Genomic DNA, 24,486 nt, shown 5'->3' on the forward strand with positions numbered 1-24,486 from the left:
CAGCGACCAGCCCGCGCTGCCGCCGAAGGAGAGCCGACGCACCCAGCCGCGCGCCTCGGCGTCGAGCAGTGCCTCGTCGACGGCGTCGCGGTCGAGCCGGAAGCGGCCGGCGACGCGCGCCGTCGTCGGGAAGCCCAGCACCCGCACGCCGTGCAGCGCCAGGTCCTCGGTGGCGGAGCGGTGCGCCATCTCAGCCCCGCCCCTCGACGCGGCCGCTCACCCGGTCGAAGCGCTGCTGCGCCGCCTGGGGGGAGGCCAGCCCGAGGGCGGCGGAGATGCGCGGCCAGGACAGGCCGCAGGCACGCGCGGTGAGCAGCAGCCCCGCCTCGAGCTGGTCGGCCTCGGCGCGGACGGCGGGCAGCAGCGCGAGGGCGGCCAGCAGCACGTCGCCGTCGGCGTCCTCTCCCCCGGCCCGCCACAGGGCGAACCGGACGAGGTCGGCCGCCGACGGCGGCTGGGCGCCGTGCAGCCACGGCGGCCGCGGGAGACCGGCGGCGCCCGCCTCGAGGAGGCGGGCACGGGCTGCCGCCTCGCGCGCCGCCCGGGCCTGGTCGTCGTCCGCAGGTGCCACGACGACCAGGCTGGGATCTCAACAGGTCGTTGTCAACGACCTGTTGAGGACTGAGGGGTCAAGCGCCGACGGCGGAGCGCAGCGCGTCGACGCGGTCGGTGCGCTCCCAGGGCAGCTCGACGTCCGTGCGGCCGAAGTGGCCGTAGGCGGCGGTCGGCCCGTAGATCGGCCGCAGCAGGTCCAGGTCGCGCACGATGGCACCCGGGCGCAGGTCGAACACCGTCATGACCGCCTTCTCGAGGACGTCGTCGGCGACGGTGCCGGTGCCGTGGGTGTCGACGAACAGGCCCACCGGGTGGGCCGCGCCGATCGCGTAGGCGACCTGCACCTCGCAGCGGCGGGCCAGTCCCGCGGCGACGACGTTCTTCGCCACCCAGCGCATCGCGTAGGCCCCCGACCGGTCGACCTTCGACGGGTCCTTGCCGGAGAACGCGCCGCCGCCGTGGCGGGCCATGCCGCCGTACGTGTCGACGATGATCTTGCGGCCGGTCAGGCCGGCGTCGCCCATCGGGCCGCCGATGACGAACTTGCCGGTCGGGTTGACCAACAGCCGGTGACCGGTGGTGGGCAGGCCGAGCGCGGCGAGCTCGGGCTCGACGACGAGCTCCTCGACGTCCGGGGTGAGCAGTTGCTCGATGGAGATGTCCTCGGCGTGCTGCGAGGAGACGACCACGGTGTCGACGCCGACCGGCCGGTCGTCCTCGTAGATCACGGTGACCTGGGTCTTGCCGTCGGGCCGCAGGTAGGGCACCGAGCCGTCCTTGCGGACCGTCGAGAGCCGCCGGGCCAGCCGGTGGGCCAGCGCGATCGGCAGCGGCATGAGCTCGGGCGTCTCGTCGGTGGCGTAGCCGAACATCAGGCCCTGGTCGCCGGCGCCCTGCCGCTCGATCTCGTCCTCGGTGTCGCCGGCGGTGCGCGCCTCGTAGCCGGTGTCGACGCCCTGGGCGATGTCGGGCGACTGGGCGCCGATGGAGACGCTGACCCCGCAGGAGGCGCCGTCGAAGCCCTTGCGCGAGGAGTCGTAGCCGATGCCGAGGATGGTCTTCCGGACGACGTCGGCGATGTCGACGTAGCCGGCGGTGGTGACCTCGCCGGCGATGTGCACCTGACCGGTGGTGATCATCGTCTCGACGGCGACCCGGCTGCGCGGGTCCTGCCCGAGCATCTGGTCGAGGATCGCGTCGCTGATCTGGTCGGCGATCTTGTCGGGGTGGCCCTCGGTCACCGACTCGGAGGTGAAGAGGCGGCGTGACACTCGGTTCTCCCTGTTTCGGTGACTGCTGCGGTGACTGCTGCGGTGACGAGGTGGCGGCCGGTGGTCCGGCCGTCGGGTCACGTTACCGGCGTGTCCCGGCGGTCGGCAGCGCGCGGGGGGTCAGGGCGGGTGGGCGGGCGGCGGCTCACGGCAGCCGCGGCAGGACGGCCTCCCACACGGCCGCGGCGACGGCGTCCTTGCTGCCGCGCGGCACCTCGGTGGCGGTGCCGTCGGCGGCGAGCACGACCGCGGCGTTGTCGGGTCGGCCGAACACGCCGCCGCCGGAGACGTCGTTGACCACCAGCAGGTCGCAGCCCTTGCGGGCGAGCTTGGCGCGGGCGTGGGCGAGCACGTCGCCGGTGTCGTCGCCGGTCTCGGCGGCGAACCCGACCACCAGCTGGCCGGGCGTGCGCTTGGTGACCAGCTCGGCGAGCACGTCGGGGTTGCGCACCAGCGGCACGCTGTCGGGCTCGCGGGCGCTGTCCTTCTTCAGCTTGGTGGCCGCGACCGACGCGGGCCGGAAGTCGGCGACCGCGGCGGTCATGACGACGACGTCGGCCTCCGGTGCCTCGGCCAGCACCGCGGTGCGCAGCTCCTCCGCCGTCCCCACCGGCACCACGCGGACGCCGAAGGGAGCCGGCGCGTCGACGTTGGCCGCCACCAGGACCACCTCGGCGCCCCGGGCGGCGGCCACCCGGGCCAGCGCCCAGCCCTGCTTGCCCGACGAGCGGTTGCCGAGGTAGCGCACCGGGTCGAGCGGCTCGCGGGTGCCGCCGGCGCTGACCACCACCCGTCGGCCGGTGAGGTCGGCGCGCAGCACGTCGCCGCCCGCGGCGAGCACGACCTGCGCCAGCGCGGCGACGTCGGTGGGCTCGGGCAGCCGGCCGGGCCCGGAGTCGGGGCCGGTCAGCCGGCCGACCGCGGGCGGCAGCACGACCGACCCGCGGCGGCGCAGCGTGGCGACGTTGTCCTGGGTGGCCGGGTGCAGCCACATCTCGGTGTGCATGGCGGGGACGAACACGACCGGGCAGTGCGCGGTCAGCAGGGTGGCGGTGAGCAGGTCGTCGGCGCGGCCCCCGGCGGCGCGGGCGAGCAGGTCCGCCGTGGCGGGCGCGACGACGACGAGGTCGGCGGTCTGCCCGATCCGCACGTGCGCGACCTCGGGGACGTGGGACCACACGTCGGTGGTGACGGGGTTGCCCGACAGCGCCTCGAAGGTGGCCGCGCCGACGAAGTGCAGCGCCGACTCGGTCGGCACGACACGCACCTCGTGCCCCGCCTCGGTCAGCGCCCGCAGCAGCAGCGCCGCCTTGTACGCGGCCACGCCGCCGCCCACGCCCAGCACGATCCGGCTCATGCGCACGATCCTCCCGCAGACACGACGACGCCCCCGGCACAGGCCAGGGGCGTCACTCGCAAGAGCCTGGAACGGCCCCGTCGCAGGGCCCCGCCGCGAGCCTGCGAGCGGCGGGGGCGACGGGGTCCTTGCTCAGTTCTCGCCGGCGGTGTGGGTGAGCAGACCCTCGTTGATCTCGCGCAGCGCGATCGAGAGGGGCTTCTCCTGGGGGGCGGTGTCGACGAGCGGGCCGACGTACTCGAGCAGGCCCTCGGAGAGCTGGCTGTAGTAGGCGTTGATCTGCCGCGCGCGCTTGGCGGCGAAGATCACCAGGCCGTACTTGCTGCTGGTGCGCTCGAGCAGCTCGTCGATCGGCGGGTTGGTGATGCCCTCGGGGGCGGGTGCGACTCCGGACACGGGCGGGCGTGCTCCTCGTTCGATCGGCGGGAGTGGTGGGGCCTCGGACGGCCCGGTCACTCGGAGGCGCCGACCGCCCTACCGGACGACGGCGCAGTCAGCAAGCCTACCAACTCGTCGGCGGCCCGGACGACGTCGTCGTTGACGACCACGACGTCGAACTCCCCCGCGGCGTCCAGCTCGGCCTGCGCGATGGCCAGCCGGCGCTCCTGCACGGCCGGCGGCTCGGAGCCGCGGCCGGCCAGCCGGCTCCTCAGCTCGGCCCACGACGGCGGCGCCAGGAAGACCAGCTGCGCCTCCGGAGCGCGCGCACGCACCTGGCGGGCGCCCTGCAGCTCGATCTCGAGGAGCGCCGGCGCCCCGGTGGCGAGTCGCTCGCGCACCGGGGCGGCCGGCGTGCCGTAACGGTTGCCGGCGTACTCGGCCCACTCCAGCAGGCCGTCCTCGGCGACCAGCCGGTCGAACTCGGCGTCGGTGAGGAAGGAGTAGTGCACCCCGTCGACCTCGCCGGGCCGGCGGGCCCGGGTGGTCACCGACACCGACACCCACACCTCCGGGTACCGGCGGCGGACCTCGGCGACGACGGTGCCCTTGCCGACCCCCGAGGGGCCGGAGAGCACCGTCAGGCGCGCCGGGGCGGGGGGCTGGGGTGCACTGGGCAACGCGTCGTCCTCGTCCGTACTGCCGGCGTCGTCGGGGTGTCGGGTGCGCCCCCGGGTCAGGCGGTCGAGTCGGCGGGCACCTGCTCGGCGACCACCTGCTCACCGCCGAACTCCGACTCGAGCGCCCGACGCTGGTTCGCACCCAGGCCGCGCACCCGGCGGGTCGGGGAGATCTCGAGCCGCTCCATGATCTTCGCAGCCCGTGCCTTGCCGACACCGGGCAGGCTCTCCAGGACCGCGGAGACCCGCATCTTGCCGATCACCTCGTCGGTCTCGCCCTGGCGGAGGACGTCACCGACCGTGGTGCCCTTGCTCTTGAGCCGCTCGCGGAGCTCGGCGCGCGCCTTGCGGGCGGCAGCGGCCTTCTCCAGCGCGGCGGCGCGCTGTTCCGGGGACAGGTCAGGGAGGGGCATGGTGCGTCCGATCGTGTCGTCGCCGGGGACGTCCCCGGCGTCTCTGTGCGCTGTCTCGAGGGGTTGTCGGTGCCCGTGGTCTCGAGCCCGGCGATCAACCTAGTAACCGGGAATCCGCAGGTCACGCCCACATCGGCGCGCCTCTTCGATCTCCCCTCGGCCACTGATCACGCAACGTGTGCCCTGGTCGTGACGCTCCGGAATCGACGCAGTTCACGAAGTATACGGAACGCATTCGTTCTCCCCTCCCGTCCCGGGACACGCCGGGACGGCGACACGCCGGAGCGCCGACGCGCGGGACCGGGGAGGGCGGGTCAGGACCCCCGTCCCGGGCCTCCGGACGGGCGCCGCCACCACCCACGGCAGGGCGCGCCTCACGCGGCCAGCTCCGCCGCCCACCGGGCGGCGGCGGCACGCAGCGCGGCCGGGTCCGGCCCGGCGGCGAGGACGTCGCGGGAGACGGTGGGGACGACGGCCCGGCCGGTGCCGAACAGCCGGCGCAGGCCGGCCGCCGAGCCGCCCTGCGCGCCGAGGCCGGGCGCGAGCACCGGCCCACCGAGGCCGTCGAGGTCGACGTCGAGGTCGGGCAGCGTCGCGCCCACCACCACGCCGAAGCTGCCGGTCGTGGCGCCCCAGCGACTCGACAGGTCCTGCACCGCGCCGAGGTCGGGCAGCGGGTCGCCGACCACCCAGCCGGGGGTGTTCCAGCCGCGGACGGCGTCGACCACGGCCTGGGCGACGGTCCGCTCGCCCACCAGCGCGTGCTGGAGCGTGCCGGCGTCGGGGTTGGAGGTCCTGGCCAGCACGAAGAGGCCACCGCCGTGCAGGCGCGCGGTGTCGACGGCCGGCTGCAGCGAGCCGGGGCCGAGGTAGGGGCTGACGGTCAGGGCGTCGACGGCCAGCGGGTGGTCGGGGCGCAGCACGTCGGCGTAGGCGTCCATCGTCGAGCCGATGTCGCCGCGCTTGGCGTCCAGGAGCACGAGCGCGCCGGCCGCGCGGGCCCGGGCGACGGCGTCCTCGAGCACGGCCAGGCCGCGCGAGCCGTGCCGCTCGTAGAAGGCGATCTGCGGCTTGAGGACGGCGACCTCGCCGGCCAGCGCGTCGACGACGGCGTCGGTGAACCGGGCCAGCCCCTCCGGGGCGTCGGGCAGTCCCCAGCGCTGCAGGAGCGGCACGTGCGGGTCGATGCCGACGCACAGCGGCCCGCGGGCGGCGACGGCCTCGGCGAGGCGCTGCCCGAACGGCGCGGTCACGGGCTCTCCTCGCCGGGGCTCGTCGATCCCGTGCCGGGGAGTGCCGTGTCCACGGGTGACCTCGCGAGCTCGGTCACCTCCGCACCGCCCGCGGCAGGGTGTCGCCGAGCGCGGCGATGCAGTCGCGGGCGAGGAACGGGTCGGCGAAGGCGCCCGAGGCCGACTGCACGGCGTCCGCGCCCGCCCCGTGCAGCGCCGCGAACGACGCCGGGTCGGTGACCCCGCCCATCGCCAGCACGGCGAAGGAGTGCCCCCCGGCCTCGCGCAGCGCGACCAGCCGGCGGGTGAGGTCGAGGGCGGGCTCGCGGACCGCGGCCCCCGAGAGCCCGGCCACCGCGCGGCCGGGGAACGTCGGCTCGCCGTCGCTGCGCACCACCCGGCTCGGCACGGTGTTGATGCCGGCCACGCCGTCGACCAGCGGGCCCAGCCGCGGCACCAGCGCGGCCAGGCGCTGCTCGTCGAGCCAGGAGAGCTTGGCCACCAGGCCGGTGCGGTCGTCCAGCGCCCGGCGCACGCCCTCGACCACGGCGAGCGTGGCCCCGGCGTCCAGGCACAGCGGCGGCTTCACGCCGTCGGCGGTCGCGGCGAGCGTGTTCGGGCAGGACAGGTTGAGCTCGACCACGGTCGCGCCGGCCTCCTCCGCGAGCGTCGCCGTCCGCGCGAAGTCGTCGACCAGGGCCGTCCCGTCGCCCTCCCCCATGACGCTGACCAGCAGCAGCTGGTCGTCGTCCACGGCCGCCAGCGACCGCTCGAGGTCGGGCATCCACTCCTCCGGCGCCGGGGAGGGGACGCCGAAGGAGTTGACCGTGCTGACGTCGGGCGAGCCGGGCTCGACCCAGTCCCACGGGTCGGAGACGACCACGTCCCCCGGCGGACGGGGCGCGAAGGTCCAGTTCGGCTGCACGTTGGGCTCGTGGGCGCGGCTGCGCACCGTCTTGTAGGTGAGCACGCTGAACCCGTTGCGGGCGTGGAAGCGCACCCACTCCTCGCCGCCGCCCAGCACGCAGGCCGGCACCCCGATCGGGAAGCCGACGTCGCGGCCGAGCACCCGCCAGCGGCGGTCGCCCGCGCGCGGCCGCTCGGGCAGCCGGGGACCGACCGGCGTCCGCAGGTTGTCGCGGTAGGAGCCCAGCACGTCGTAGGACGGCGTCCGCACCCCGCAGGCGGCGAGCACCCCGCCGTGGCCGGCGGAGAACAGCACGCGGGTCAGCAGCGGCAGGTCGGCCTCGCCGGCCTCCCCCGCGGCCAGCCGGGCGGCGAGCCCCTCGGCGGCCGCGGTCAGCGCGTCCAGCTCGGCCTGCGGCGGCCGGGCGAAGCGGGTGACGCCGGCGAGGAACGCCGCCGGCAGCCCGTCGACCAGCCCGCGGGCGACCAGTTCCTCCCGCACCCGCCCGACGACGCCCGGGGTGCCGACGCCGGGGGGACGGCTGCTCACGGGCGCGGGGTGAGCGCGGCGTGGAACTCCTGCAGGCTGCGGACGCCGAGGTCGCCGCGGCGCAGCGCCTCCACGCCCTGCACCGCCGCGGCCATGCCCTGCACCGTGGTGATGCACGGGATCCCGGCGGCGACGGCCGCCGTGCGGATCTCGTAGCCGTCCAGCCGCGGCCCGCTGTTGCCCGGTGAGCCGAAGGGCGTGTTGACGACGATGTCGACGTCGCCGGCGAGGATCCGCTCGACGCAGTTGCCGGGGCCCTCGCTGTACTTGCCGACCACCTCGCACGCCACGCCGTTGCGGCGCAGCACCTGCGCGGTGCCGGAGGTCGCCAGGACCCGGAAGCCCAGGTCGGCCAGCCGCTTGACCGGGAACACCGCGGCCCGCTTGTCGCGGTTGGCCAGCGACACGAACACGGTGCCGGAGGTGGGCAGCGAGCCGTAGGCGGCGGCCTGCGACTTGGCGAACGCGGTGCCGAAGCCGTCGTCGATGCCCATGACCTCGCCGGTCGACTTCATCTCCGGCGACAGCACCGTGTCGACGCCGTGGCCCTCGACGGTGCGGAAGCGGTGGAAGGGCAGCACCGCCTCCTTCACCGCGATCGGCGCGTCCTCGGGGAGGTCGGTGCCGTCGCCGGTCGCCGGCAGGACCCCGGCGGTGCGCAGGTCGGCGATGGAGTCCCCGACGGCGATCCGGGCGGCGGCCTTGGCCAGCTGGACGGCGGTCGCCTTGGACACGAACGGCACCGTGCGGCTGGCCCGCGGGTTGGCCTCGATGACGTGCAGGACGTCGTCCTTGATCGCGTACTGGACGTTGATCAGGCCGCGCACGCCGATGCGGGCGGCCAGCGCCTCGGTGGCGCTGCGGATCTGCGCCAGGTCGGCCGACCCCAGCGTGATCGGCGGCAGCGCGCACGCCGAGTCGCCGGAGTGGATGCCGGCCTCCTCGATGTGCTCCATGACCCCGCCGAGGTAGAGCTCGGCGCCGTCGTAGAGCGCGTCGACGTCGATCTCGACGGCGTCCTCGAGGAACCGGTCGACCAGCACGGGGTGCTCGGGGCTGACGTCGGTGGCCTTGGCGATGTAGGCCTCCAGCGAGGCCTCCTCGTAGACGATCTCCATGCCGCGCCCGCCGAGCACGTAGGACGGCCGCACCAGCACCGGGTAGCCGATGCCGGCGGCGATCTCCCGCGCCTCGGCGAAGGTCGTCGCGGTGCCGTGCTTGGGCGCGGTCAGCCCGGTGTCGGCGAGCACCCGTGAGAACGCGCCCCGGTGCTCGGCGTCGTCGATGGCCTCCGGCGAGGTGCCCAGCACCGGGACGCCGGCGTCCTTGAGCCGCTGCGCCAGGCCCAGCGGCGTCTGCCCGCCGAGGGTGCAGATGACCCCGGCGACCGGCCCGGCCGCGCGCTCGGCCTCGACCACCTCGAGGACGTCCTCGAAGGTCAGCGGCTCGAAGTACAGCCGGTCGGCGGTGTCGTAGTCGGTGGAGACGGTCTCGGGGTTGCAGTTGACCATCACGGCCTCGTAGCCCGCGTCCTGCAGCGCCATGGCCGCGTGCACGCACGAGTAGTCGAACTCGATGCCCTGCCCGATCCGGTTCGGGCCCGAGCCGAGGATGAGCACCGCCGGCTTCTCCCGCGGCTCCACCTCGGTCTCCTCGTCGTAGGACGAGTAGTGGTACGGCGTGCGAGCGGCGAACTCGGCGGCGCAGGTGTCCACGGTCTTGTAGACCGGCCGGATGCCCAGGCGGTGCCGCAGCAGCCGGACACCGTCCTCCCCGGACAGCTCCGGGCGCAGCGCGGCCACCTGCCGGTCGGACAGGCCGTGCCGCTTGGCCCGGCGCAGCACCTCCGGGGTCAGCGCCGGGGCGTCGCGCACGGCCTCCCCGACCTCGCGCACCAGCGCGATCTGGTCGACGAACCACGGGTCGAAGCCGCTGGCCCGCGCGACCTGCTCGACCGTGGCGCCGGCGGCCAGCGCCCGCTCGGCGAGGTACAGCCGGCCGTCGACCGGCGTGCGCAGCGCCTCCAGCAGCTCCTCGGCGCTGGACCCGTCCTCCGGGCCGGTCCAGAAGCCCGCGACCTTCGTCTCGGTGGACCGCATCGCCTTGCCCAGCGCCTCGGGGAAGTTGCGGCCCATCGCCATGACCTCGCCGACGCTCTTCATCGTCGTGGTCAGCCGCGGGTCGGCGCCGGGGAACTTCTCGAACGCGAACCGCGGGATCTTGACGACGACGTAGTCCAGCGCCGGCTCGAAGCTCGCGGGGGTGACGCCGGTGATGTCGTTGGTGATCTCGTCGAGGGTGTAGCCGATGGCCAGCTTCGCGGCGATCTTGGCGATGGGGAAACCGGTGGCCTTCGACGCCAGGGCGCTCGAGCGCGACACCCGCGGGTTCATCTCGATGACGACCAGCCGGCCGGTCCCCGGGTGGACGGCGAACTGGATGTTGCAGCCACCGGTGTCGACGCCGACCTCGCGCAGCACCGCCATGCCGACGTCGCGCATCCGCTGGTACTCGCGGTCGGTGAGCGTCATCGCCGGGGCGACGGTGACCGAGTCGCCGGTGTGCACGCCCATCGCGTCGACGTTCTCGATCGAGCAGATGACGACCACGTTGTCGCTGCGGTCGCGCATCAGCTCGAGCTCGTACTCCTTCCAGCCGAGCACCGACTCCTCGATGAGGACGGTGTGCACCGGGGAGTCGGCCAGGCCGTGGCCGGCCATGCGGCGCAGCATCGGCTCGTCGGTGGCGATGCCCGACCCGAGGCCGCCCATGGTGAAGCTCGGCCGGATGACCACCGGGTAGCCGACCTCGCCCGCCGTCTCCAGGGCCTCCTCGATGCTCGCGCACACCCGGGAGCGCGGGGCGTCGGCGCCGATCGAGCGGACGATGTCCTTGAACATCTGCCGGTCCTCGCCGCGGTTGATCGCGTCGACGTCGGCGCCGATCAGCCGGACCCCGTAGCGCTCGAGGACGCCGCTGTCGTACAGGCCGATGGCGATGTTGAGCGCGGTCTGCCCGCCGAGGGTGGCCAGCAGCGCGTCGGGCCGCTCCTTGGCGATGACCCGCTCGACGAACTCCGGCGTCAGCGGCTCGACGTACGTGGCGTCGGCGACGTCGGGGTCGGTCATGATCGTCGCCGGGTTGCTGTTGACCAGGCTCACCCGCAGGCCCTCGGCGCGCAGCACGCGGCAGGCCTGGGTGCCGGAGTAGTCGAACTCGGCGGCCTGCCCGATGAGGATCGGCCCGGAGCCGATCACCAGGACGTGCGCGATGTCGGTGCGCTTGGGCATCAGGCGTTCTCCCCGGTGCTGTGCTCGACCGTCGTCGGTGCGCTGACCGCCGACCCGTCGCCGCGGTGGGCGTCCATCAGGTCGACGAAGCGCTGGAACAGCGGCGCGGCGTCGTGGGGGCCGGCTGCCGACTCCGGGTGGAACTGCACGCTGAACGCCGGCGCGTCCAGCAGGCGCAGCCCCTCGACGACGTCGTCGTTGAGGCCCACGTGGCTGACCTCGACCCGGCCGTAGGGGGTGTCGGTGGACCGGTCCAGCGGCGCGTCGACGGCGAAGCCGTGGTTGTGGCTGGTCACCCGCACGGTGCCGCTGACCCGGTCGAGCACCGGCTGGTTGAGGCCGCGGTGCCCGAAGCGCAGCTTGTAGGTGCCCAGGCCCAGCGCCCGGCCGAGGACCTGGTTGCCGAAGCAGATGCCGAACAGCGGCCGGCCGGCGTCGAGCACGCCGCGCACCGCCTCGACCGCGTAGTCGGCCGCGGCCGGGTCGCCCGGGCCGTTGGACAGGAAGACGCCGTCGGGACCGGCGGCCAGCAGGTCCTGCGCGGTCGCCGTCGAGGGCAGCACGTGCGTCTCGACGCCGAGCTCGGCCAGGTGCCGCGGGGTGGCCGTCTTGATGCCCAGGTCGAGCGCGGCGATGGTGAACCGCCGCTCCCCGACCGCGGGGACGACGTAGGGCTCGGCGGTGCTGACCCGCGGCGCGAGGTCGGCACCGACCATGCCCTCGGCGGCGCGGACGCGGGTGAGCAGCGCGTCGGCGTCCGTGCTCTCGCTGCTGATCCCCCCGCGCATGGCGCCGCGCTCGCGCAGGTGACGGGTCAGCGCGCGGGTGTCCACGCCGCTGATCCCGACCACGCCCTGGGCGCGCAGCTCGTCGTCCAGGCTGCCGGTGGCCCGCCAGTTGGCCGGGCGGCGGGCGGGGTCGCGGACGACGAAGCCGGCCACCCACATGCGGCGGCTCTCGTCGTCCTCGCCGTTGACGCCGGTGTTGCCGATGTGCGGCGCGGTCATGGTGACGATCTGGCCGGCGTAGCTCGGGTCGGTGAGCGTCTCCTGGTAGCCGGTCATCCCCGTGGCGAACACCGCCTCGCCGACCGTCGTCCCGACGCTGCCGTAGGCCTCACCGCGGAACGTCCTGCCGTCCTCGAGCACGAGGATCGCCTCGGTCACTTCTGTGCCTTCCCGTCGAGCACGGTCGCCGTCCCCCGGAGGAACGTCGCGACCACCCGGCCGGGCAGCTCCCGGCCGGCGTAGGGGCTGTTGCGGCTGCGGCTGGCCAGCGCGGCCGGGTCGACGACGGCCCGGGCGGCGGGGTCCAGCAGCAGCAGGTTCGCGGGCTCGCCGGGCACCAGCGGGCGCCCGTGGCCGGTCAGTCGGCCGATCGCCGCGGGGCGCACCGACATCCGGTCGGCGACGCCGGCCCAGTCGAGCAGGCCGGGCTCCACCAGCGTCTCGACGACGACCGGGAGCGCCTGCTCCAGCCCGAGCATCCCGGGCCGGGCCTGCGCCCACTCGCTCTCCTTGTCCTCCACCGCGTGCGGCGCGTGGTCGGTGGCGACGGCGTCGATCGTGCCGTCGGCCACACCGGACCGCACGGCCGCCACGTCGGCGTCCGTCCGGAGCGGCGGGTTGACCTTGAACACCGGGTCGTAGCTGCCCGCGCAGGCCTCGGTGAGCAGCAGGTGGTGCGGCGTCACCTCGGCGGTCACCCGGACACCGCGCGACTTCGCCCACCGCAGGATCTCCACCGACCCGGCGGTGGACACGTGGCACACGTGCAGCCGCGCGCCCACGTGCTCGGCCAGCAGCACGTCGCGGGCGATGACCGCCTCCTCGGCGGCGGCCGGCCAGCCGGTCAGCCCCAGCCGCGCCGACAGGTCGCCCTCGTTCATCTGCGCGCCGACGGTCAGTCGCGGCTCCTCGGCGTGCTGGGCGACGACGCCGTCGAAGGCCTTGACGTACTCCAGCGCGCGGCGCATCAGCGCGGGGTCGGCCACGCAGTGCCCGTCGTCGGAGAAGACCCGCACCCGGGCGGCGGAGTCGGCCATCGCGCCGAGCTCGGCGAGCCGCTCGCCCTTGAGTCCGACGGTCACCGCGCCCACCGGGACGACGTCGACCAGGCCGGCCTGCTGCCCGAGCCGCCACACCTGCTCCACGACGCCCGCGGTGTCGGCGACCGGGTCGGTGTTGGCCATCGCGTGCACGGCGGTGTAGCCGCCGAGCGCCGCGGCACGGCTGCCGGTCTCGACGGTCTCGGCGTCCTCGCGGCCGGGCTCGCGCAGGTGCGTGTGCAGGTCGACCAGGCCCGGGAGCGCGACCAGCCCGCCGGCGTCGAGGACGTCGGCGCCGGTGGCGCTCAGCCGCTCCCCGACGGCGGCGATCCGGCCGTCCTGGAGCAGCAGGTCGGCGGGCTGCCCGCCGAGGACGCGCGCCCCCTTGATGATGAGCGTGGTCACGAGGAGGCGCCTCCGAGTAGCAGGTAGAGCACGGCCATGCGGACGCTGACGCCGTTGCCGACCTGCTCGACGATGGTCGAGCGGACCGAGTCGGCGACGTCGGCGGCGATCTCCATGCCGCGGTTCATGGGGCCGGGGTGCATGACGATCGCCTCGCCGGACAGCGCGGCCATGCGGTGGGCGTCGAGGCCGTAGCGGCGGCTGTACTCCCGCGCGCTGGGGAAGAACGAGGCGTTCATCCGCTCGGCCTGGACCCGCAGCATCATCACCGCGTCGGCCTTGGGCAGGACGGCGTCGAGGTCGTAGGACACCTCGACCGGCCAGGACCCGACCCCCACCGGCAGCAGCGTCGGCGGCGCGACGAGGGTGACCTCCGCGCCGAGCGTGCTCAGCAGCCAGACGTTGGAGCGGGCCACCCGGCTGTGCAGCACGTCGCCGACGATCACGACCCGGACGCCGTCGAGGCGACCCAGCCGGTGCCGGATCGTGTAGGCGTCCAGCAGCGCCTGGGTGGGGTGCTCGTGGGTGCCGTCGCCGGCGTTGACGACGCTGCCGCGGACCCAGTGGGCCAGCCGGTGCGGGGCGCCGGACGCGCCGTGCCGGACGACGATCGCGTCGCTGCCCATCGCCTCGAGGGTGAGCGCGGTGTCCTTGAGGCTCTCGCCCTTGGAGACGCTGCTGCCCTTGGCGGAGAAGTTGATGACGTCGGCGGACAGCCGCTTGGCCGCCAGCTCGAAGGAGATGCGGGTGCGGGTGGAGTCCTCGTAGAAGAGGTTGACCACCGTGCGGCCGCGCAGCGTGGGCAGCTTCTTGACCTCACGGCCGGCCAGCGCCTGGTCGATCTGCGCGGCGGTGTCGAGGACCAGCGTCGCGTCGGCCCGGTCGAGGTCCGCGGCGTCCAGCAGGTGCCGTTTCACCGGGTCTCCCCCTCCGTCACGAGCACCTCGTCGGTGCCGTCGACCTCGGCCAGGTGGACCCGCACCTGCTGCGTGCGCGCGGTGGGCACGTTCTTGCCCACGTAGTCCGCGCGGATCGGCAGCTCGCGGTGGCCGCGGTCGACCAGGACGGCGAGCTGCACCGCCCGCGGCCGGCCGAGGTCGCGCAGCGCGTCGAGGGCGGCGCGCACCGAGCGGCCGGAGAACAGCACGTCGTCGACGAGGACCACCAGCCGGCCGTCGATGCCCGCGGGCGGGAGCACGGTGTCCTCCAGCGCGCGGACGCCGCGCAGCCGCAGGTCGTCGCGGTAGAGCGTGATGTCGACGGTGCCGACGTCGACCGCCGTCCCGCTGAACGTCCCGACGCGGGCGGCCAGCCGCCGGGCCAGCGGGGCGCCGCGGGTGGGGATGCCGACCAGGACGAGGTCGGCCAGGGAGTCGCCGGCCTTCTCGATCAGCTGGTGGGCCATCCGGTCGACCACGCGGGCGACGTCGGCGGGGGCGAGCAGCACCCCGGGAGCGGACTGGCCGGGGGCAGGCTCGGGCACGCTGGCCATCAGGCCTCCTTCCCCGCCTCACGGGACGGGTCGTTAAAGGAGTGGGTGGACCGCCGCCGACCGTACTGCACCCGATGGTGTGACCGCCGTCGCGCGTCGTGGGTGCGCAGGTGGGGAGGCTGTCCGCGGATGCACGTTCCGGGGACAGCCGCTGTCGCCGTCCCGGATCAGCAAGTACGCTGCGTGACGACTAGAGGCCAGACACCACGACGGACAGTGAGCGGACACCCATGAGCACCGACTACTCGCGGGCCCTCGGTGCCCGACTTCGCGCGATCCGCAACCAGCAGGGCCTGTCCCTGCAGGGTGTGGAGGACAAGTCCCACGGACGGTGGAAGGCGGTGGTCGTCGGCTCCTACGAGCGTGGCGACCGCGCGGTGACCGTCCAGCGGCTCTCGGAGCTGGCCGTGTTCTACGGCGTGCCGGTCTCCGAGCTGCTGCCCGACCCGCGGCCGTCGTCCGCGGTCACCTCGACGACGAAGATCGTGCTGAACCTCGAGTCGCTGGGCTCGCTGCCCGCCGACGAGGCCGGCCCGCTGGCGCGCTACGCCTCGACCATCCAGGCGCAGCGCCACGACTACAACGGCAAGGTGCTGTCCATCCGCGCCGAGGACCTGAAGTCGCTGGCGATCATCTACGACATGAGCCCCGACGAGCTGACCACCCGGCTCATCGAGTGGGGTGTGCTCAACCCCGGCATGGACAACGGCGCCAACGGCCTGGACGACGAGGACGAGAACTGGGGCGACCGCCGCCGCTCCCCCCGCTGAGGGAGGACCCTCCTACCCCCACTCCTCGCAGGCCCGCGGCGGGGCCCCGCAGGGGGCCACGCGCGGTGTGTGCACGCATCGAGGTCTCGTGGGCGCCGGGACGGCGATGTGTGCACACACCGGGGTCTCGCGGCCGGCGGTGAGCCCGGTGGGTGCACGCTCGCCAGCGAGGTCACAGGTGGGGCACGGGGAACTGTCGGTGGGCGGCCCTAGCGTGGGCAGCGCCGAGAACGCGCAGCCCGAGGAGCAGTCGTGAGCACCGTCCCGCCCGTCCCGATGCCCGACCGCGACACCCTGCTGGCCGCCGACCGCCGAGCGGCGCTGCGCCGCGCACAGCGGCTCAACGCCGAGGTCCGCACGGCCGCGATGCTGGCCGCCGCCGAGGCCGGTTGCCGCGCCTGAGCCGACCTCAGGAGGAGGTGGGCACCTCGGCGTCGAGGATGGCGCCGAGTACGCCGTTGACGTAGGCCGGCGACTCGTCGGTCGACAGCGTCTTGGCCAGCTCCACGGCCTCGTCGATGACGACGGCGTCGGGCACGTCGTCGGCCCACAGCAGCTCGAAGACCGCCATGCGCAGGATCGCCCGGTCGACGTCCGGCAGCCGCTCCAGCGTCCAGCCCGAGGCGTGTCGGCCGATCAGCTCGTCGATCCGCTCGGCGTGCGCCGCCACCCCCTCGACCAGCCGGACGGCGTGGTCGGGCACCGGCGGCGAGGGGTCGGCGACCCGCTCCCGGAGCAGCTCGATCGGGTCGGCACCCCGCAGGTCGGCCTCGTAGAGGACGTCGATGGCGCGCTTGCGCGCCTTGGTGCGGGCAGCCATGTCAGAGGGTCCGGGCGAGCCTCAGTTGGCGCGGCCGAGGTACCGGCCGTCGCGGGTGTCGACCTTGAGCTTGTCGCCGGTGTTGACGAACAGCGGCACCTGGATCTGCGCGCCGGTCTCCAGCGTGGCCGGCTTCGTGCCGCCGGTGGAGCGGTCGCCCTGCAGGCCCGGGTCGGTGTGCTCGACCACGAGCTCCATGGTCACCGGCAGCTCGACGTAGAGCGGCATCCCCTCGTGGACGGCGACGACGGCCTCGGTGTTCTCCAGCAGGTAGTCCGCACCCGAGCCGACCGTCTCCGCCGACACCGGGATCTGGTCGAACGTGTCGCCGTCCATGAAGACGAAGTCGGTGCCGTCCTTGTACAGGTACGTCATGTTCCGCTTGTCGACCGTGGCGGTGTCGACCTTGGTGCCGGCGTTGAAGGTCTTGTCCACGACCTTGCCCGAGAGCACGTTCTTCAGCGTCGTCCGCACGAACGCGCCGCCCTTGCCGGGCTTGACGTGCTGGAACTCGGTGACGGCCCACAGCTGGCCGTCGAGGTTCAGGACCATGCCGTTCTTGAGGTCGTTGGTGGTAGCCATCTAGAGGACCAGCAGTTCCTTGCTCGTGAGGGTCAACAACTCGGGCGCGTCCGCCGTGACGACGAGCGTGTCCTCGATCCGGACACCGCCGTGGCCGGGGAGGTAGACCCCCGGCTCCACGGTGACGGCCATGCCGGCGGCCAGGGTACCCGCGCCCAGCGGGCCGATGCCCGGGGCCTCGTGGATCTCCAGCCCCACCCCGTGGCCGAGCCCGTGCGTGAAGTGGTCGGCGTGCCCCGCGGCGGCGATGACGTCGCGGGAGGCCGCGTCGACGGCGACGACGTCGGCGCCCACGGCCAGCGCCGCGCGCCCGGCCGCCTGCGCCGCGGCGACCAGCTCGTACACCTCGCGCTGCCAGTCCGCGGCGTGCCCGAGGACGACGGTGCGGGTCATGTCGGAGTGGTAGCCGTCGACGGTCGCGCCGAAGTCCAGCTTGAGGAGGTCGCCCGGCCGCAGCTCCGTCCCGTCGGGCCGGTGGTGCGGGATCGCCGAGTTGGCGCCGGCGGCCACGATCGTCTCGAACGACGGCGCCTCGGCGCCCAGCGCGAGCATCCGCGCGTCGAGCTCGCGGCCCACCTGCAGCTCGGTGCGCCCGGGCCGCAGCGCGCCCTCGCCGGCGAGCTCCGCCAGCGCCAGGTCGGCCACCGCGCACGCCCGGCGCAGCGACTCGACCTCCTCGGCGTCCTTGACCGCGCGCAGCGCCTCGACCGCCCGGCGCACCGACACCAGCTCGGGCACCGTCGCGCCGGCCGCGGCGTCGGCGAGCACGCGCTCGAGCTGGCCGAGGCCGTCGACGGTGACCTCGTGGCTCTCGTACCCGATCCGGCCCGCTCCCCCGCGCACGGCCTCGCGCGCCAGCGCCGCGACGGTGCCGCGGTCGACGAGCAGCTCGACGTCGGGCACCTGGGTACCGGCCTGGGTGGTGTAGCGGCCGTCGGTGCCGAACAGGTCCGGGTGGGCGCGGGACGGGTCGCTGCGCAGCAGCAGCGCGCCGTTGGAGCCGGTGAACCCGGTCAGGTAGCGCACGTTGAGCAGGTTGGTGACCAGGACGGCGTCGAGGCCCCGCTCGGACGCCGTCGCCCGCAGGCGGTCCCGCCGCTCGGCCGTGCGGCTCATCGGACGCCCTGCGCGGCCAGGTAGCGCAGCGCGAGCTCGTAGCCCTCGACGCCGAGCCCGGCGATGACGCCATCGGCGACGCCGGAGACGTAGGAGTGGTGCCGGAACTCCTCACGCCGGTGGATGTTGCTGATGTGCACCTCGACGAGCGGGGCGGTCAACATCGCCAGCGCGTCGCGCAGGACGACGGAGGTGTGCGACCAGCCGGCGGGGTTGATCACCACGGCGTCCCCGGCGTCGGCCGCGTCGTGGACCCACCCGAGCAGCTCGCCCTCGGAGTCGGTCTGGCGCACCCGGACGTCGAGGCCGAGCGACGCGGCGACCTCCTCGACCCGCGACACCAGCTGCGCGTACGTCGTCGTCCCGTACTTCTCCGGCTCGCGGGTGCCGAGCCGGCCGAGGTTGGCGCCGTTGAGCACCTGGATCGTCACGCGCGAGCTCCTCCACTGACCGCGGCCCACGCCGCGTCGAGCCAGGCCTGGTCGGGGTCGGCGAGGATCCGCGGCCTGCCGAGCCCGTCCAGGACGACGAACCGCAGCGTCGCGCCGCGGGCCTTCTTGTCCACCCGCATGACCGCCTGCAGCGTCGCCCAGTCGCCGGCGTAGCGGGTGGGCAGCCCCATCGCGGCGACCAGGTCGCGGTGCCGGTCGACGTCGGCACGGCTCAGCAGCCCGGCCTGCCCGGCCAGCTCGGCGGCGAAGACCAGCCCGACGGCGACCGCCTCGCCGTGCCGCCAACCGAAGTCCTCGACCCGCTCGATGGCGTGGGCCAGCGTGTGCCCGTAGTTGAGGAACTCGCGCACGCCCGTGTCGTGCAGGTCCTCCCCCACGGCGTCGGCCTTGACCCGCACCGCCCGCTCGATGAGCTCCCCGGTGTCGCGGCGGCCGGTCGGGTCGGCGGTGAGCAGGTCGAGGATGCCGGCGTCGGCGATGAGGCCGCACTTGACCACCTCGGCCATGCCGGAGCGGAACTCCGCCTCCGACAGGCCGCCGAGGACGTCGGTGTCGGCCAGCACGCCGGCCGGCGGGTGGAACGCGCCGACCAGGTTCTTGCCCGCGGCGGTGTTGATGCCGGTCTTCCCGCCGACGGCGGCGTCGACCATGCCGAGCACGCTGGTGGGCACCTGGACGACGCGCACGCCGCGCAGCCACGTGGCGGCGACGAAGCCGGCGAGGTCGGTGAGCGCTCCCCCGCCCACGCCGACGACGGCGTCCGAGCGGGTCAGTCCCAGCTGGCCCAGCTCGTCCCACACGCCGGCGGCGACCTCGGCGGTCTTGGCCGCCTCCCCGTCGGGGACGACGACGGCCTCGGCGGCCACCCCGGCGGTCTGCAGCGTCTCGACGGCGGCCCCGGCCAGCGCGGCCAGCGGGCGGGTGTGCACGACGGCGGCCTTCGGTGTCCCGGCCAGCACCAGGCCCAGCTCGGCCTGCGCACCGGGCCCGATGACGACGTCGTACGGCTTCTCCCCGGCGACGGTCACCCGCCTCATCGGGCCGTGCCCTCCGCTCCGGCGGGCCGCACCGCCCGGGCGCCGCTCGGCAGCGCGGCGAGGACCTCCGCGACGACCTCCTGCGGGTCGCGGCCGCCGGTGCGGACCACCACGGTGGCCACCTCCGCGTAGAGCGGCGCGCGCTGCTCGAGCAGGGTGCGCAGCATGGCCCGCGGGTTCACGCCGAGGATCGGGCGGTCGCGGGCCAGGCCCGCCCGCTTGGCCGCCGAGGGCAGGTCGACGTCGAGGTGGACGACGGTGCCGCCGTCGCGGCCGTAGCCGACCAGCAGTTCCCGGCTGGCCGCGCTGAGCACCGCGCCGCCGCCGAGGGCCAGCACGCCGGTGTGCTCGGCCAGCGCCCGGGCCACCGCCTGCTGCTCGAGCGCGCGGAAGTGCGGCTCGCCGTAGGAGACGAACAGGTCGGCGACGGTGGTGCCGGCCACGGCCTCGACGTCGGTGTCGGTGTCGCGGAACGGAGAGCCGAGCGCTGCTGCCACCGCCGTCCCGACGGTCGTCTTGCCCGACGCCGGCGGGCCCACCAGCACGAGGAGCGGCGCCATCACCGGTAGGGCAGCGCGTCGAGATAGGCCCGCGCGTTGCGGCGGGTCTCGGTCACCGAGTCGCCACCGAACTTCTCCAGCGCGGCGTCGGCGAGGGTCAGCGCGACCATCGCCTCCATGACCACGCTGCCGCGGGGCACGGCGCAGGCGTCGCTGCGCTGGTTGATCGCGACGGCGGCGTCGCCGGTGGCGACGTCGACGGTGGCCAGGGCCCGCGGCACGGTGGAGATCGGCTTCATCGCCGCGCGGACCCGCAGCACCTCGCCGTTGGTCATGCCGCCCTCGATGCCGCCGGCGCGGTCGGTGACCCGCCGCAGCCGGCCGTCCTCGGTGACGATCTCGTCGTGCGCGACCGAGCCGCGGCGGCGCGCGGTCTCCAGGCCGTCGCCGACCTCGACCGCCTTGACCGACTGCACGCCCATGAGGGCGGCGGCCAGGCGGGAGTCCAGCCGGCGGTCCCAGTGCACGTGGCTGCCCAGGCCCGGCGGCAGGCCGTGGACGACGACCTCGACGACCCCGCCGAGCGTGTCACCGTTCTTCCGGGCGTCGTCGACCTCGGCCACCATCACCTCGCTGGTGGCCGGGTCGGCGCAGCGGACCGGGTCGTCGTCGATGCGCGGGGTGTCCTGCGGGCCGGGCAGCACGCCGTCGGGCACGGCGACCGGGCCGATGGCGACGACGTGGCTGACCACCTCGACGTCCAGCGCCTGCCGGAGGAACGCCTTCGCCACCGCGCCGAGGGCGACGCGGGCGGCGGTCTCGCGGGCGCTGGCCCGCTCCAGCACCGGGCGGGCGTCGTCGAAGCCGTACTTCTGCATGCCGGCGAGGTCGGCGTGTCCCGGGCGCGGGCGGGTCAGCGGGGCGTTGCGCGCCTGATCGGCGAGCACCTCGGGGTCGACCGGGTCGGCGGACATGACCGTCTGCCACTTCGGCCACTCGGTGTTTCCCACCTGCACGGCGATCGGCCCGCCCATGGTCAGCCCGTGCCGGATGCCGCCGGTCAGCGTGACGACGTCCTGCTCGAAGGACATGCGGGCACCGCGGCCGTGGCCGAGCCGGCGGCGGGCCAGGTCGACGTCGAGGTCGGCGGTCTGGACCTGCACGCCGGCGGGCAGGCCCTCGAGGATGGCGGTGAGCTGCTGGCCGTGCGACTCACCGGCGGTCAGCCAGCGCAACATGCCTGGGATTGTGCCAGCCGGGCTGCTCGCGCCCTCCCGGGGCGGCGCCGACACGATCGCGTGGCGCGGCCCCGTTCAGGTCAGGGGTCCCTGCACCGCCAGGGCGAGCACCGCGCCGAGCAACAGCGGCGGGCCGAAGGGCAGCGCGGTGCGCCAGCCCGCGCGGCGGGTGGCCACCAGCAGCAGCGAGATGAGGGCGCCGGCCAGCAGGCCGAGGAAGACGCCGGCCAGCAGCACGCCCCACCCGGCCCAGCCGAGCACCAGCCCGAGCAGCGCGAGCAGCTTGACGTCGCCGAGACCGAGCCCGGCCGGGGCGGCCAGCGCGGCCAGCAGCGCGATGCCCCCGGCCGCGCCCGCGGCGAGCAGGGCGCGCAGCAGCGCGGGCCAGGTGCCCAGGAGCGCGGCGTCGGTGAGCAGCGCGGCCGCGCACACGGCGCCGGCCGGCAGGGTGACGCGGTCGGGCAGCCGGTGGACGGCGAGGTCGACCTGCGCGAGGACGACGCCGGCGCCGGCCGCCCAGGCCAGCGCGAGGCCGGCCGGGCGGGCGCCGGTGACCAGGACCGCACCGCACAGCAGGCCCGCCAGCAGGACGCAGCTGACCAGCACCCGGGCGGCCGTGGGCCGGGCGACGTCGTCGCGGGCGGCCAGCCGGACGGCGGCCCGGGCGAGCAGTGGCCCGACGAGGACGGCGGCCAGCACGGCGACCGCGAGCAGCACCTCGCGGGGGACGACGGGGGTCACCGGCGCGCGGTCACCCGGGGAGGGCGGCGTCCAGGGCGGCGCGCATCGGGCCGATCGGCGCCGGCTGCCCGGTCATGAGCTCGACCTGGACGGTCGCCTGCCAGAACAGCACCTCGAGGCCGCTGATGACGCAGGTGCCGGCCGCCGCCGCCTGCTCGGCCACCGGGGTGGGCCAGGGGGCGTAGAGGACGTCGAGCAGCGTCTGCCCGGCCCGCCAGCCCAGGCCGCCGAGGTCGGGGTGGGCGCCGATCGGCACCGTGCTGACGACGACGGGCGCGTCGACGGCGCCCGGGGTGAGGCGCCGGACCTCCGCGGCGACACCGAGCGCGCCGAGCACCCGGACGACGTCGGCGGCGCGGTCGGGCGCCCGGACCAGGACGTCGACGTGCTCGGCACCGAGCTCGGCCAGGGCCACCGCCGCGGCGGCCGCCGTCCCCCCGGCGCCGACGATCGCGGCGTGCGCGACCCGCTCGACCCCGCCGGTCTGCAGCGCCATGCCGACGCCGTGGACGTCGGTGTTCTCCGCCCGCCAGCCCTCGGCGGTGTGCACGAGGGTGTTGGCCGCGCCGAGCAGCCGGGGCAGCGGCTCGACGGTGTCGGCGGCCGCCACCGCCGCCTGCTTGCACGGCATGGTCACCGAGAAGCCGCGCCACTCCGGGCCGAGGCCGGCCAGCAGGACGGGCAGGTCCTCGGGGCCGAGGTCGAGCGCGTCGTAGGTCCAGCCGGGCAGGCCGAGCGCGGCGTAGGCCGCCCGGTGCAGCAGCGGCGACAGGGAGTGGGTGACCGGGCGGCCGAGGACGGCCGCCCGGCCGGTGGTCCCCGGGGCGGTCACCGGCCGGTCAGCCACCGCACCCGAGGCCGGCGTCGGCGCACCGCTGCCGCGCGGCCTGGAACTCCGCGTAGTCGCTGGTGAAGAAGTGCCGGCCGTCCTCGGACTCCAGCACGTAGTACAGGAGGTCGCCCGCGGTGGGTGCCAGCGCCGCCTCCAGGCTGGCCTCGCCCGGCGAGCTGACCGGCGTCGGCGGCAGGCCGGCCCGCGTGCGGGTGTTGTACGGGCTGTCGGTCTGCAGGTCGGTGACGGTGAGCTCGTTGCCGTTCTTCTGCAGGCCGTAGGCCAGCGTGGCGTCGATGCCGAGCGGGATGCCCTGCGTGAGCCGGTTGTAGACCACCTGCGCGACGTCGGCGCGCTCCTCGTCGAGCCGGGTCTCCGACTGGATCATCGAGGCGACGACGAGCACGTCGTAGGCCGAGCGGCCCGACGCGGCGGCGCGCTGCTCGAGCTGAAGGTCGGTGGCGACCTCGGTGAACCGGCCGACCATGCCGCGCAGCACCTCGGTGGCGGTGTCGTCGGGCTCGACGTCGTAGGTGGCCGGGAAGAGGAAGCCCTCCAGCCGGCCGTTGGCGTAGGCGGGCAGGCCCAGGGAGGCGGTGTCGGCGGCGGCCGCCTGCACCTCCTCGATCGGCAGCCCGGTGGCCTCGGCGACGCGCTGCAGGGTCGCCGCGACGGTGAACCCCTCGGGGACGGTGACCCGGGAGACCAGCCGGCTGGCGGGGTCGAGCAGGAGGTCCAGCGCCGCCTGGCCGCTCATCTGCGCGCGCAGGGAGTAGACGCCGGGCTGGATGCCCATCGAGTCGGGGTCGGCCTCGGCGGCGTCGACGAAGGGGTCGGCCGAGGCGATGACGCCCTGGTCGACGAGCGTGCGGGCGATGTCGCTGAGGGTGTCGCCACCCCCGACGCGCACCTCGACGGTGCCGGTGCCCGCGCCGGCGTAGTCCTCGGCCGCGGGGTTGACCAGGCCGATCAGCGCCCGTCCGCCGAAGACGACGCCGGCGATCACGCCGGCGAGCACGACCAGCGCGAGCAGGTTGGCCAGGGGGCTGCGCCGGCGGCGTCCCGACCGCGTGCCACGCCCGGAGCCGTCGTGGTGGTCGTCGTCGTGGTCGTCGTGATAGCCGCCGAGGACGTCGTCGTCGTGGTGGTGGACGTCGTCGTCGTCGTGGTGGTGGTCGTCGTCGTCGTCGTCGTGGTGGTGGTCGTGCTCGACCGGGGCCGGCACCGCGCGGCGGGCACGGCGGCCGCGACGGCGGCCCTCGTCGCGCCGGCCGGAGCCGATGACCTCGAGCCCGCCGGTGGCGTCCTCGTCCCAGTGCTCGTCATCGGGGTGCGCGTCGTCGGGGTGGACGGCGTCGGGGCGGGCGGCCGCGGGGTGGTCGTGCGGGTCGAGGGCCGGGTGCGCCTCGGTGGGCGCGTCGACGGCCTCGATGTGGCGGGTCTCCGCGGCGTCGGCCGGCGCGGCGTCGCGGCGCTGCAGCCGGGACCACGCGCTCGCCGGGCGGGGCGGCAGCCCGGCTCCGGGCGGGGTGGGCTGGCTGCCGCCGGGCAGCGGGCCGGTGCGGTCGTCGTCGCCGGAGGTGGAGTGCCGGCCGCTGAGGACCGGCAGCCCCCGCTCGAGCAGGCCCGCGCCCCGACCGGAGCCGCCGGGGTGGGTGGGGACGGGGCCGACCGGGAGGCGGGAGGCCGGGGGGACGTCGGTCGGCCGGCCGCGGTCCGCGGTGGCCCACAGCCGGCCGGTGCCACCGAGGGTGTCCGGCCCCGCGTGCCGCCCCCGCGCGGACGGCGGCACCGGAGCGCTCACGGGCCCACCTCGCCGGCG

26 protein-coding genes are annotated in these 24,486 nt (G+C 75.3%); 2 read left to right on the forward strand and 24 right to left on the reverse strand.

Annotated features, from left to right (window positions below; all coding sequences use genetic code 11):
- From ABQ292_RS12755 to pyrR, 14 genes are all read right to left on the reverse strand, one after another.
- Positions 1 to 189, reverse strand: a 189-nt coding sequence (locus ABQ292_RS12755; protein ID WP_369206865.1) for a hypothetical protein, incomplete at its 3' end; no start/stop codon positions are given.
- A gap of 1 nt (position 190) precedes the next feature.
- The gene (locus tag ABQ292_RS12760) at positions 191 to 571 is read right to left on the reverse strand and encodes a hypothetical protein (RefSeq protein WP_369206867.1); all 381 of its coding nucleotides are present in this window, start codon (positions 569 to 571) and stop codon (positions 191 to 193) included.
- 58 nt (positions 572 to 629) lie between these two features.
- Complete coding sequence (metK, locus tag ABQ292_RS12765) at positions 630 to 1,826, reverse strand: methionine adenosyltransferase (protein ID WP_369206869.1); 1,197 nt, start codon at positions 1,824 to 1,826, stop codon at positions 630 to 632.
- Between the two features lie 145 nt (positions 1,827 to 1,971).
- Positions 1,972 to 3,183 (reverse strand): bifunctional phosphopantothenoylcysteine decarboxylase/phosphopantothenate--cysteine ligase CoaBC, encoded by a 1,212-nt coding sequence (coaBC, locus tag ABQ292_RS12770; protein WP_369206871.1) that lies wholly within the window; start codon positions 3,181 to 3,183, stop codon positions 1,972 to 1,974.
- Positions 3,184 to 3,315: 132 nt separating this feature from the next.
- Positions 3,316 to 3,579, reverse strand: a complete 264-nt coding sequence (rpoZ, locus tag ABQ292_RS12775) for a DNA-directed RNA polymerase subunit omega (protein ID WP_012949163.1) — start codon at positions 3,577 to 3,579, stop codon at positions 3,316 to 3,318.
- A 56-nt stretch (positions 3,580 to 3,635) separates the two neighbouring features.
- Positions 3,636 to 4,241, reverse strand: a complete 606-nt coding sequence (gene gmk, locus ABQ292_RS12780) for a guanylate kinase (protein WP_369206875.1) — start codon at positions 4,239 to 4,241, stop codon at positions 3,636 to 3,638.
- Positions 4,242 to 4,297: 56 nt separating this feature from the next.
- Positions 4,298 to 4,654, reverse strand: coding sequence for an integration host factor, actinobacterial type (gene mihF / locus ABQ292_RS12785; protein WP_204690438.1), 357 nt, complete (start codon positions 4,652 to 4,654; stop codon positions 4,298 to 4,300).
- Positions 4,655 to 5,028: 374 nt separating this feature from the next.
- On the reverse strand, positions 5,029 to 5,907 hold the full coding sequence (gene pyrF / locus ABQ292_RS12790) for an orotidine-5'-phosphate decarboxylase (protein WP_369206877.1): 879 nt from the start codon (positions 5,905 to 5,907) through the stop codon (positions 5,029 to 5,031).
- A 73-nt stretch (positions 5,908 to 5,980) separates the two neighbouring features.
- Entirely contained in the window at positions 5,981 to 7,342 is a 1,362-nt protein-coding gene (locus ABQ292_RS12795) for a beta/alpha barrel domain-containing protein (RefSeq protein WP_369206879.1), read from the reverse strand.
- Positions 7,339 to 10,632 (reverse strand): carbamoyl-phosphate synthase large subunit, encoded by a 3,294-nt coding sequence (carB, locus tag ABQ292_RS12800; RefSeq protein ID WP_369206881.1) that lies wholly within the window; start codon positions 10,630 to 10,632, stop codon positions 7,339 to 7,341. Before carB ends, ABQ292_RS12795 begins: the two co-directional genes overlap by 4 nt.
- Entirely contained in the window at positions 10,632 to 11,798 is a 1,167-nt protein-coding gene (carA, locus tag ABQ292_RS12805) for a glutamine-hydrolyzing carbamoyl-phosphate synthase small subunit (RefSeq protein ID WP_369206883.1), read from the reverse strand. Before carA ends, carB begins: the two co-directional genes overlap by 1 nt.
- On the reverse strand, positions 11,795 to 13,084 hold the full coding sequence (locus ABQ292_RS12810) for a dihydroorotase (RefSeq protein ID WP_369206885.1): 1,290 nt from the start codon (positions 13,082 to 13,084) through the stop codon (positions 11,795 to 11,797). The genes carA and ABQ292_RS12810 overlap by 4 nt, the downstream gene beginning before the upstream one ends.
- The gene (locus ABQ292_RS12815; RefSeq protein ID WP_369206887.1) at positions 13,081 to 14,001 is read right to left on the reverse strand and encodes an aspartate carbamoyltransferase catalytic subunit; all 921 of its coding nucleotides are present in this window, start codon (positions 13,999 to 14,001) and stop codon (positions 13,081 to 13,083) included. Before ABQ292_RS12815 ends, ABQ292_RS12810 begins: the two co-directional genes overlap by 4 nt.
- Positions 13,998 to 14,576, reverse strand: coding sequence for a bifunctional pyr operon transcriptional regulator/uracil phosphoribosyltransferase PyrR (pyrR, locus tag ABQ292_RS12820; protein WP_369206889.1), 579 nt, complete (start codon positions 14,574 to 14,576; stop codon positions 13,998 to 14,000). Before pyrR ends, ABQ292_RS12815 begins: the two co-directional genes overlap by 4 nt.
- 230 nt (positions 14,577 to 14,806) lie before the next feature.
- On the opposite strand from pyrR, the gene bldD reads away from it, so the two are divergent.
- Entirely contained in the window at positions 14,807 to 15,346 is a 540-nt protein-coding gene (gene bldD / locus ABQ292_RS12825; protein ID WP_369206891.1) for a transcriptional regulator BldD, read from the forward strand.
- A gap of 252 nt (positions 15,347 to 15,598) precedes the next feature.
- The gene (locus ABQ292_RS12830; protein ID WP_369206893.1) at positions 15,599 to 15,748 is read left to right on the forward strand and encodes a hypothetical protein; all 150 of its coding nucleotides are present in this window, start codon (positions 15,599 to 15,601) and stop codon (positions 15,746 to 15,748) included.
- 7 nt (positions 15,749 to 15,755) lie between these two features.
- On the opposite strand, the gene nusB is transcribed toward ABQ292_RS12830, so the two are convergent.
- The 10 genes from nusB to mltG form a co-directional block, all read right to left on the reverse strand.
- Positions 15,756 to 16,166, reverse strand: a complete 411-nt coding sequence (nusB, locus tag ABQ292_RS12835) for a transcription antitermination factor NusB (protein ID WP_369206895.1) — start codon at positions 16,164 to 16,166, stop codon at positions 15,756 to 15,758.
- A gap of 21 nt (positions 16,167 to 16,187) precedes the next feature.
- A complete protein-coding gene (efp, locus tag ABQ292_RS12840; RefSeq protein WP_369206897.1) occupies positions 16,188 to 16,748 on the reverse strand; it encodes an elongation factor P in 561 nt (186 codons plus the stop codon).
- Positions 16,749 to 17,864, reverse strand: coding sequence for a M24 family metallopeptidase (locus ABQ292_RS12845; protein WP_369206899.1), 1,116 nt, complete (start codon positions 17,862 to 17,864; stop codon positions 16,749 to 16,751). It lies immediately after the preceding gene.
- The gene (gene aroQ / locus ABQ292_RS12850; protein ID WP_369206901.1) at positions 17,861 to 18,295 is read right to left on the reverse strand and encodes a type II 3-dehydroquinate dehydratase; all 435 of its coding nucleotides are present in this window, start codon (positions 18,293 to 18,295) and stop codon (positions 17,861 to 17,863) included. The genes ABQ292_RS12845 and aroQ overlap by 4 nt, the downstream gene beginning before the upstream one ends.
- Positions 18,292 to 19,353 carry a 3-dehydroquinate synthase gene (gene aroB, locus ABQ292_RS12855; protein ID WP_369206903.1) on the reverse strand — a complete coding sequence of 354 codons (1,062 nt, stop codon included), beginning with the start codon at positions 19,351 to 19,353 and terminating at the stop codon, positions 18,292 to 18,294. Before aroB ends, aroQ begins: the two co-directional genes overlap by 4 nt.
- The gene (locus tag ABQ292_RS12860; RefSeq protein ID WP_369206905.1) at positions 19,350 to 19,913 is read right to left on the reverse strand and encodes a shikimate kinase; all 564 of its coding nucleotides are present in this window, start codon (positions 19,911 to 19,913) and stop codon (positions 19,350 to 19,352) included. Before ABQ292_RS12860 ends, aroB begins: the two co-directional genes overlap by 4 nt.
- Positions 19,913 to 21,091 (reverse strand): chorismate synthase, encoded by a 1,179-nt coding sequence (gene aroC, locus ABQ292_RS12865; RefSeq protein WP_369206907.1) that lies wholly within the window; start codon positions 21,089 to 21,091, stop codon positions 19,913 to 19,915. Before aroC ends, ABQ292_RS12860 begins: the two co-directional genes overlap by 1 nt.
- 75 nt (positions 21,092 to 21,166) lie before the next feature.
- Entirely contained in the window at positions 21,167 to 21,832 is a 666-nt protein-coding gene (locus tag ABQ292_RS12870) for a prepilin peptidase (protein ID WP_369206909.1), read from the reverse strand.
- 10 nt (positions 21,833 to 21,842) lie between these two features.
- On the reverse strand, positions 21,843 to 22,664 hold the full coding sequence (locus ABQ292_RS12875; protein ID WP_369206911.1) for a shikimate dehydrogenase: 822 nt from the start codon (positions 22,662 to 22,664) through the stop codon (positions 21,843 to 21,845).
- A 7-nt stretch (positions 22,665 to 22,671) separates the two neighbouring features.
- On the reverse strand, positions 22,672 to 24,468 hold the full coding sequence (gene mltG / locus ABQ292_RS12880) for an endolytic transglycosylase MltG (protein ID WP_369206913.1): 1,797 nt from the start codon (positions 24,466 to 24,468) through the stop codon (positions 22,672 to 22,674).
- Positions 24,469 to 24,486: the final 18 nt, after the last annotated feature.

The organism is Geodermatophilus maliterrae (assembly GCF_041018925.1).
GTDB classification, from domain to species: domain Bacteria; phylum Actinomycetota; class Actinomycetes; order Mycobacteriales; family Geodermatophilaceae; genus Geodermatophilus; species Geodermatophilus maliterrae.

What these genes read in the sequence shown, in the direction of transcription:
- coaBC (WP_369206871.1), bottom strand. Translation starts at nt 3,183, where the DNA reads ATGAGCCGGATCGTGCTGGGCGTGGGCGGCGGCGTGGCCGCGTACAAG.
- mihF (WP_204690438.1), bottom strand. Translation starts at nt 4,654, where the DNA reads ATGCCCCTCCCTGACCTGTCCCCGGAACAGCGCGCCGCCGCGCTGGAG.
- carB (WP_369206881.1), bottom strand. Translation starts at nt 10,632, where the DNA reads ATGCCCAAGCGCACCGACATCGCGCACGTCCTGGTGATCGGCTCCGGG.
- pyrR (WP_369206889.1), bottom strand. Translation starts at nt 14,576, where the DNA reads ATGGCCAGCGTGCCCGAGCCTGCCCCCGGCCAGTCCGCTCCCGGGGTG.
- bldD (WP_369206891.1), top strand. Translation starts at nt 14,807, where the DNA reads ATGAGCACCGACTACTCGCGGGCCCTCGGTGCCCGACTTCGCGCGATC.
- nusB (WP_369206895.1), bottom strand. Translation starts at nt 16,166, where the DNA reads ATGGCTGCCCGCACCAAGGCGCGCAAGCGCGCCATCGACGTCCTCTAC.
- efp (WP_369206897.1), bottom strand. Translation starts at nt 16,748, where the DNA reads ATGGCTACCACCAACGACCTCAAGAACGGCATGGTCCTGAACCTCGAC.
- ABQ292_RS12845 (WP_369206899.1), bottom strand. Translation starts at nt 17,864, where the DNA reads ATGAGCCGCACGGCCGAGCGGCGGGACCGCCTGCGGGCGACGGCGTCC.
- aroB (WP_369206903.1), bottom strand. Translation starts at nt 19,353, where the DNA reads ATGAGGCGGGTGACCGTCGCCGGGGAGAAGCCGTACGACGTCGTCATC.
- ABQ292_RS12860 (WP_369206905.1), bottom strand. Translation starts at nt 19,913, where the DNA reads ATGGCGCCGCTCCTCGTGCTGGTGGGCCCGCCGGCGTCGGGCAAGACG.
- aroC (WP_369206907.1), bottom strand. Translation starts at nt 21,091, where the DNA reads ATGTTGCGCTGGCTGACCGCCGGTGAGTCGCACGGCCAGCAGCTCACC.